This window comes from Nonomuraea sp. NPDC049695 (assembly GCF_040674955.1).
Lineage (GTDB): Bacteria > Actinomycetota > Actinomycetes > Streptosporangiales > Streptosporangiaceae > Nonomuraea > Nonomuraea helvata.
The window spans coordinates 160,531-168,251 of sequence record NZ_JBFANV010000014.1; the positions used below are offsets into that span (position 1 = coordinate 160,531).

Here is a 7,721-nt window from a genome sequence, read left to right on the forward strand (position 1 = left end):
CCGGACGCCACTGTCAGTCGGCCAGTGCGAAGCCGGCCGCGGCCTCCGCGTGCAGCCGGGCGCTCGGCAGCACCGGGATGGCGGTGTCCTTCTCGCTGATCAGGAGCTCGATCTCCGTGCAGCCGAGGATGACGCCTTCGGCGCCGTCGTCCGCGAGATCGGCGACCACCCGGGCGTACGCCTCCCTGGACGACTCCCGGATCACCCCGCGCACCAGCTCGTCGAAGATCACGCGATGGACCAGTTCCCGCTGCTCACGCCGCGGGACGACCACGTCGAAGCCGTGGGCGGCCAGCCGATCCCGGTAGAAGGACTGCTCCATGGTGAACTGAGTGCCCAGCAGACCGACCTTGCGCATCCCCCTGGCGCGGACCTCTGCGCCCACGGCGTCGGCGATGTGCAGCACGGGCACGCTCGCGGCCCGCGCCACGTCGTCGCTCACTCGGCTGAACGTGTTGCTGCAGATGAGCAGGACCTCGGCGCCGAGATCCTCCAGTTTCCTGCCCGCCCCGGTCAGCAACGTACTCACCTCCTCCCAGCGGTCGGCGAAGATGAGCTCCTCGACGGTCGTGTAGTCGACCGACCAGATGAGACTGTTGGCGGAATGGCTGCCGCCGAGCCGCTCGCGTACCCGCTGGTTGATGATCTGGTAGTAGATCACCGTCGATTCCCAGCTCAACCCGCCGATGAGACCGATGGCGCGCATGAAACTCCGTTTCGTTAGCTTGTGCCGGCAGGCAGGTCGGTGCCGGCCAGCGCACGGGCGCAGGCACCGAGCCCGATCTCGCTGGAGGCCTTGACGAACACCACGTCTCCCGGTTCGAGAAGCGCGGTGGCCAGCCTGATGGCCCCGGCCACGTCCTCGACGGTATGGACGGCCATGCCCTGGTTCGAGGACGCCGCCGCCCACGCCATCGCGAGCGGATCCCCTGCTCCGACCGCGATCAGCACGTCGAAGCGGAGCTCGGCGACGAGCCGGCCCATCTCCGCGTGCCGGGCGCGGGAGGCGTCCGCCTGCTGCCCCATCGCGCCGAGCACGGCGACGGTACGACGGGTGCCGGCCCGGGCCTTCACCGCCCGCAGCCCGGCCCGCATGGACTCGGGGTTGGCGTTGTAGGCGTCGTTGACGATGGTGATGCCGTCAGGTCGTTCGACGATCTCCAGCCGGCCCGCGGAGCGCCGTCGTGCGGCGTTCAGCCCATCGGCGATGTCGGCGACGCCCAAGCCGAGTGCGGTGGCGACGGCGGCAGCGGCCAGGGCGTTGCTCACCTGGTGCTCGCCTATGAGGTCGAGCTTCACCTGGGCGCGGCCGGAGGGCGTCACCAGCTCGAACGCCGTGCGCGCCCGATCGTCCATCCGCACGTCTTCGGCCCGCACCGACGCCTTCGCCGACCTGCCGTACCACAGGATCTGGGCCTTGGTGCGGCCGACCATGCCCATGACGTACGGGTCGTCGGCGTTGAGCACTGCGAACCCGTCCGCCGGAAGTGCCTCGACCAGCTCCCCTTTGGCCTCGGCCACGTCGGCGAGCCTGCCTCCCATGCGCTCCACGTGTGCGGTGCCGACATTGAGCACCAGCCCGACCTGGGGCGGTGCGAGGCCGGTCAGATACGTCAGGTCGCCCTTCCGGCCCGCACCCATCTCCAGCACCAGGTATCGGGTGGTGGCATCGGCGCGCAGCACGGTGAGCGGCAACCCGAGCTCGTTGTTGAACGACCTGTCGGTGGCGACCGTCGCCGCGTGCCGTTCGAGTACCTGGGCCAGCAGGTCCTTGGTCGTGGTCTTGCCGACGGAGCCGGTCAGGCCGATCACGGTCGGGTTGATGCGTTCGAGCAGGTGCTTGGCCAGCAGGCCGATCGCGAGCTGGACGTCCTCGACGACGAGTGCGGGCACGCCGACGGGCCTTGAGGCCAGCACGGCGACGGCGCCGCCCGCGATGGCACCGGCCGCGTAGTCGTGACCGTCGACGTTGGCGCCGCCCGTCGCGACGAACAGGCCACCAGGCGTCACCTCGCGGGAGTCGACCGCTGAGGGGGCCGTCACCAGCGCCTGCGGGTCGCGCACGTCGTGCAGGCTTGCGCCGACGACCTGCGCGATCTCGTTCAGCGTCATGGGGATCATGAGCCGCTCCTGGCGAACGCCAGGTCGATGAGGCGGCGCAGCAGGTCCGGGTACGGAACACCGCTTGCGGCCCAGGCCCTGGCATAGACGGAACGGGCGGTGAAGCCGGGCATCGTGTTGATCTCCAGCACGTACAGGCGTCCCGTGTCCTCCTCATAGAGGAAGTCGACACGGGACAGGCCGTAGCCACCGATCGCCCGGAAGGCGCGCACGGCCAGCTCCCGCATGTCCTCGGCCACCCGTTCCGGCAGCACGGCAGGGATCGTGGCGATCTCGGCCTGGCTGAGGTACTTGGCCTCATAGTCGAGCCAGTCACCGGGCACGATGAGCTCGCCGGGCACCGAAGCATCCGGCGTGTCATAGCCGCCGAGCACGCCACAGATGAACTCGCGCGCGGTCACACCCTGCTCGACGACCACCACCCGGTCGTGGGCCAGCGCCAGCTCCACGCCCGTGCGCAGCTCCTCCATGGAGGTGACACGTGAGATGCCGATGGAGGAGCCCATGCCGGCCGGTTTGACGTACATCGGCCAGTCGAGCGACTTCACCAGACCCCAGGGGTCGGTGGCGGTGCGCCATTCGTGCTCGGTGAACCACACATGCGGGGTGACCGGAATGTCCTCCGCCAGGAACGTGCGCCGCATCGCCACCTTGTCCATCGCCACGGCAGAGGCCAGCACGCCGCAGCCCACGTACGGGATGCCCAGCGTCTCCAGGTGACCCTGGACGACGCCGTCCTCGCCGAATGGCCCGTGCAGCACGGGGAAGACCACGTCCACCTGATCGCGGCGCAACTCCACCGGCCACCTGCCCCGCCGGTCGATGATCACGGCGATGGGCTCGTACAGATCCCGCGGCAGAACATCCAGCACAGCCTGCGCCGACTGCAGCGAGACCTCATGCTCAGCGGACGGCCCACCCGCCAGCACAGCCACGCGCACGCGTTCAGTCACGATCAATCAGCCTTCCTCAGTGGCACGGAGACAGCCGGACCCATCGCCAGGGAACAGGCGCCGGTCAAACCCCATCCACTGTCGGCCGACCGTGTCCCCGCCTCGTCAGCGCCGTGTCATGGTTGTGTCACGGTCGCGCCGACCGCCGTCATCTTGCTGAGGCATTTGCCGGATCCGCCATCATCCGCGACCGGGGATGTCGCGGGACATGGGCCTTTGAAGCAGATTCCTTGGTCAAGTCATGGATGAACGGCCGTCCATTACGGAATCCTTGAGCAGGCGAGAACGCCGCAGCCCACCATGCCGGCTGCTCCCCCGAAGCGATCAACAAGTGCGATGGCGGATCCGTGGAACAGCTGCAATACCGAAGGCTCATCAAGGTGCTGGAGCACGTGGCCGGGGCTCGGGAAGGGGAGCTCTATCCGGTGCTGGCCGAGGCTGTGGCCGTACATCTCGGGTGGATCGACGCATTCGTGGCCGAGAACCCCGCGTATCTGGCGCTGGAAAGCGATGGTCAGGAGCAGTACCTCACCATGTTCCGGCCGGACTTCGTGGAGGAATACGTCGAGCGCTGGCGCTTGAACAATCCGTTCGCCTCACGCGACGGTATCGCCTGCCTGACCCGCCGCGGTGTGGCGACCCTGGGACAGCTCCGCCTGCGGGCGACCGAGCCGGAGCGCGACTTCGCCGACACGTTCCTGCGCCGCAACGGCATCGACGACATGCTGAAGATCGTCATCAGGTCCCCGGCCACGGGCGCGGTCAGCACGCTGGGGGTGCCGTTCGACGGTGACCGACGCGCCATCGAGCCGAGCGACCTGCTGATGGCGGCGACGCTGGGCCCGTTGCTGAGCCCGTACTTCAACGCGAACGTCGTGCAGTCCCCCGTGCGGGACCTCACCTCAGCCGAGCCCACGACGCGATCCCGTCCCACCGGCTGCTCTTGACCAATTCTTTTGACCAACGTATGTACATTCCTATGCACTTACTTTGGTCCAGCAGGTCCCACTGGGCTCAATGAGCACAAAGGATGTCAGCTCGATGGCTATCTGACCATGCGTGAATAGTGGAGTGAAGGTCCCCGATGTCTCACTCACCGGTTCCCCCCAGCGTGTTCACCTCCACCTCCGGATCGATGTCACGCCCGTCCCGCCGGGCCGTCTTGGCGGGCGGCGGTGCCGCCCTCGCCGCGGTGCTCGCCCCGGCCTCACCGGCGAGGGCCGGCGTCGCGGGGAACGCCGGTAAGACCTCCGTCGCCTCCGGCACCGACTTCGCCGTCGCGCCCTCGCCCGACGGCCGCCTGCTCGCCCTCGACCTGCTCGGCGTCCTGTGGATCTGCTCCGCCTCCGGCGGCACCGCCCGCAGGCTCACCAGCGATCTGTACGACATCGCCCAGCCCGACTGGTCCCCGGACGGATCCACCATCGTGTTCCAGTCGTACCGCGACGGTGTCTTCAACCTGTGGACCATCCGGCCCGACGGATCCGCGATCACGCAGTTGACCACCGGTCCGTTCGATCATCGAGAACCCCGCTACAGCCCGGACGGGCGCACCATCGCCTACTCCTCCGATGCGGGGGGCAGCTACGGGATCCACCTGCTCGACGTCGCCACCGGAGCGAGCCGCGTCCTGACCGACACCTCCGCCGAGGAGTACGAGCCGGCCTGGTCACCCGACGGGAGCAAGGTCGCGTTCGTCGTCGCCGACACCAGGATCGACGTCATCGAGGTCGCCACCGGCACGCGCACCACCGCGGTCACGGTGCCCGCCGGTCAGGTCATTCACCAGCCGTCCTGGCTGCCGAACGGCACCGACCTCGCCTACCACCTCTTCCACTCGGGCGCCAATGATCTGGCCGGCACCGCGGGCACCCTCGTCACCGGCGAGGAGGTCTTCCCGTTCCGTGCCCGGTTCGCCCCGGACGGACGCTACTACTACACCTCCGCAGGCACCATCAAGGTCCGCCGCCTCAACTCCGCGTCCGTCGGCACCATCGGCTTCACCGCCGCGCTGACGACGACGACTCCGAAGTACCAGAAGAAGGTCCGCGTATTCGACGAGCCCGGGTCATTCCCCGTCGTCGGAATCGGCAGCCCGGCCGTGTCCCCGGACGGGTCCGCCATCGCCTTCCGCGCGCTCAACGACATCTATCTGATGCGCAGTGGTGGCACGCCGGAACCGCTTTTCCGCGACCGCTGGTGGAAAGCCGACCCGGATTTCTCCCCGGACGGGCGGCAACTGGCATTCGTCACCGACCGCACCGGCACCCTCAATATCTGGGTCCGCGACCTGAGCACGGGCGCCGACCGGCAGGTGACCCATCTGACCGACTCCGCCGCCCTGTCGGTCCGGTGGTCACCCGACGGCAGGGAGATCGCCTACCTGGACCAGGACGGCGCCCTGTGGGTGGTGGACGTCTCCACCGGCGACATCCAGAAGATCTTCGACGCCACTTTCGAACCAGGCCGCCCGACCTGGTCACCCGACGGCAGAACCCTTGCGCTGGCCGCGGTGGTGCCGTACTCACGACGCTACCGTGAGGGACTGTCCAAAATCCTTCTCGTCGACCGGGCCACGGGCGCCGGCACGTACATCGACCCCGCGCCACACCGATCCTTGCAGACCCGTGGTGACGACGGCCCCGTCTGGTCACCTGACGGCACCATGCTCGCCTTCGCCATGGAATCGCTCCTCTGGGTGCTGCCCGTCGACAAGACCGGACGACCCACCGGCAGCGCCCGTCAGGTCACCCGGGACGTCTCCGACGCCCCCGTCTGGGCAGGCGGCTCGGCCGCCCTCCTCTACCTGAACGAGGGACGTCTCAAGAGCGTGCGCCTCGACGGCAAGCCCGCCCGGTCGATTCCGATGCGGCTGACCTGGCGCAACGACACCGGCCCCGATCAGGTCGTCATTCACGCCGGCCGCATGTGGGACGGCGTCTCCGGCAGCGTCGTCCGCGACGTCGACATCATCGTACGAGGCCAGCGCATCGCCGCGATCGAGCCGCACCGGGACGGAAGGCCCGGCACCCGGATCGACGCCCGCGACAGGTTCGTCATGCCCGGCCTGATCGACATCCACCATCACCGTGAAATGCAGGGCTACGCCTACGGATCGCGACAGGGTCCGCTGTGGCTCTCCCTGGGCGTCACCACGACGCGCTCACCCGGCTCACCTGCGTACCACATGGTCGAGGAGCGCGAGTCGGTGCAGTCGGGCGCCCGGCTCGCACCGCGCTACCTGGGCACCGGCGAGGCCATCGACGGGGCGCGCATCTACTACAACTTCATGCGCCCGACGTACTCCCACGACCAGCTCCGGCTCGAACTGCGGCGGGCCGCCGCCCTCGACTACGACATGATGAAGTGCTACGTGCGGCTGCCGGTCGTCTGGCACAGGGAGGTCATCGACTGGGCCCACCGCCAAGGCAAGCCGGTCAGCTCGCATTACCACTATCCGGCGATCGCCATGGGCGGCGACCAGACCGAGCACGTCGGCGCCACCAACCGGTTCGGCTACTCACGGACCGTCACGAACGTCGGCTCCGCCTACTCGGACGTCATCTCCATGTTCAACGCCTCGAAGATGGCCAGAACCCCCACCCTGTTCAACTCCTCGACCCTCTACAGGGACGACACCTCGCTGGTCACCGACGAACGAGTCCGCCGGCTCTACCCGAACTGGCGGATGGCGCAGCTCCAGGCGACGGTCACCACGGCGCAGACCGCCGACCCGACGGCGGTCCGGGTGGTCCGGACGAACCTCGCCAACCAGGTCGCGCAGCTCACGGCGATGATCCGCGGCGGCGGCGTGGTCACCGCCGGCACCGACGCACCGATCGATCACCTCGGGATCAGCCTGCACATGAACCTGCGCGCCATGGTCAAGTACGGCCTGACCCCGCGGGAAACACTCACCGCCGCGACCAGCACGTCCGGGGCCTACCTCGGCCTCCCGCTGGGCAGGATCGCCAAGGGCATGTACGCCGACCTCGCCATCATCGACGGCGACCCGCTGTCCCGCATCGAGGACGCCGCCAACGTCACCGCCGTCGTCGTCGGCGGGCGACACCACACCGTCGAGCAGCTCCTCGCGCCTTACCCGTCCTCCACCACCACCGACCAGGCGACACCCGCGGCCTCCGCGCCTTCCGGCAAGGTCAAGGACCGCGTCCCCGTCCACCCGAGCACAGCGAGCCACTGGTGGAACGACCCCACCCAGCTCGAGGGAGCCCGAACTGCCTGCTGCCACGACCACTGAGCGCGGGTGCGATAAGCTGAGGTCTTTCTGACGGGTGCTGAGCCGCACCGTGACTATTACGCCCCGAAACTCCCCCGACAGCTTCTCCACTCCCCCGTACCGCGCCAGTGGCTGGACAGGCGACTGAAGCGAGATGATGAGGCGCTCGGTCACCGCCTGGCTGGAACGTCTGACGAGGCCGCCTGGCACGCCCAGCGGGCCCTGGACGTCTTCTCCCGCGAACTCGCCGACGTCGGCGTCTCCGCGCGTGCCCGCCTGCCCAAAGTGGACACACGCTGGTTCGTCGACACGTTCTTCGACAACATCATCACCGATGTGCTGAAGCATCAGCGCATCGAGAACACCCGCGCCGAGGTCGAGCGGACAGCCCGATGGGTCCAGGGCAT

At 68.6% G+C, this 7,721-nt stretch carries 5 protein-coding genes; 2 read left to right on the plus strand and 3 right to left on the minus strand.

The genetic code is table 11. The features are described 5' to 3' along the window. Nucleotides 1-13 precede the first annotated feature (13 nt). From AB0J64_RS15710 to AB0J64_RS15720, 3 genes are read right to left on the minus strand one after another with little or no spacing between them, the layout of a single operon-like run. Nucleotides 14-706 carry an aspartate/glutamate racemase family protein gene (locus AB0J64_RS15710; RefSeq protein WP_364026625.1) on the minus strand — a complete coding sequence of 231 codons (693 nt, stop codon included), beginning with the start codon at nt 704-706 and terminating at the stop codon, nt 14-16. A gap of 14 nt (nt 707-720) precedes the next feature. Beyond that, nucleotides 721-2,121 carry a UDP-N-acetylmuramoyl-tripeptide--D-alanyl-D-alanine ligase gene (murF, locus tag AB0J64_RS15715; protein ID WP_364026628.1) on the minus strand — a complete coding sequence of 467 codons (1,401 nt, stop codon included), beginning with the start codon at nt 2,119-2,121 and terminating at the stop codon, nt 721-723. Further along, entirely contained in the window at nt 2,118-3,074 is a 957-nt protein-coding gene (locus tag AB0J64_RS15720) for a D-alanine--D-alanine ligase family protein (RefSeq protein ID WP_364026631.1), read from the minus strand. The genes murF and AB0J64_RS15720 overlap by 4 nt, the downstream gene beginning before the upstream one ends. Nucleotides 3,075-3,421: 347 nt before the next feature. Between AB0J64_RS15720 and AB0J64_RS15725 the strand changes: the two genes are divergently transcribed. Together AB0J64_RS15725 and AB0J64_RS15730 are read left to right on the plus strand one after the other, a co-directional pair. Then, nucleotides 3,422-4,021, plus strand: coding sequence for a hypothetical protein (locus AB0J64_RS15725; protein WP_364026634.1), 600 nt, complete (start codon nt 3,422-3,424; stop codon nt 4,019-4,021). Between the two features lie 137 nt (nt 4,022-4,158). Continuing rightward, the gene (locus AB0J64_RS15730) at nt 4,159-7,335 is read left to right on the plus strand and encodes an amidohydrolase family protein (protein WP_364026637.1); all 3,177 of its coding nucleotides are present in this window, start codon (nt 4,159-4,161) and stop codon (nt 7,333-7,335) included. Nucleotides 7,336-7,721 lie beyond the last annotated feature (386 nt).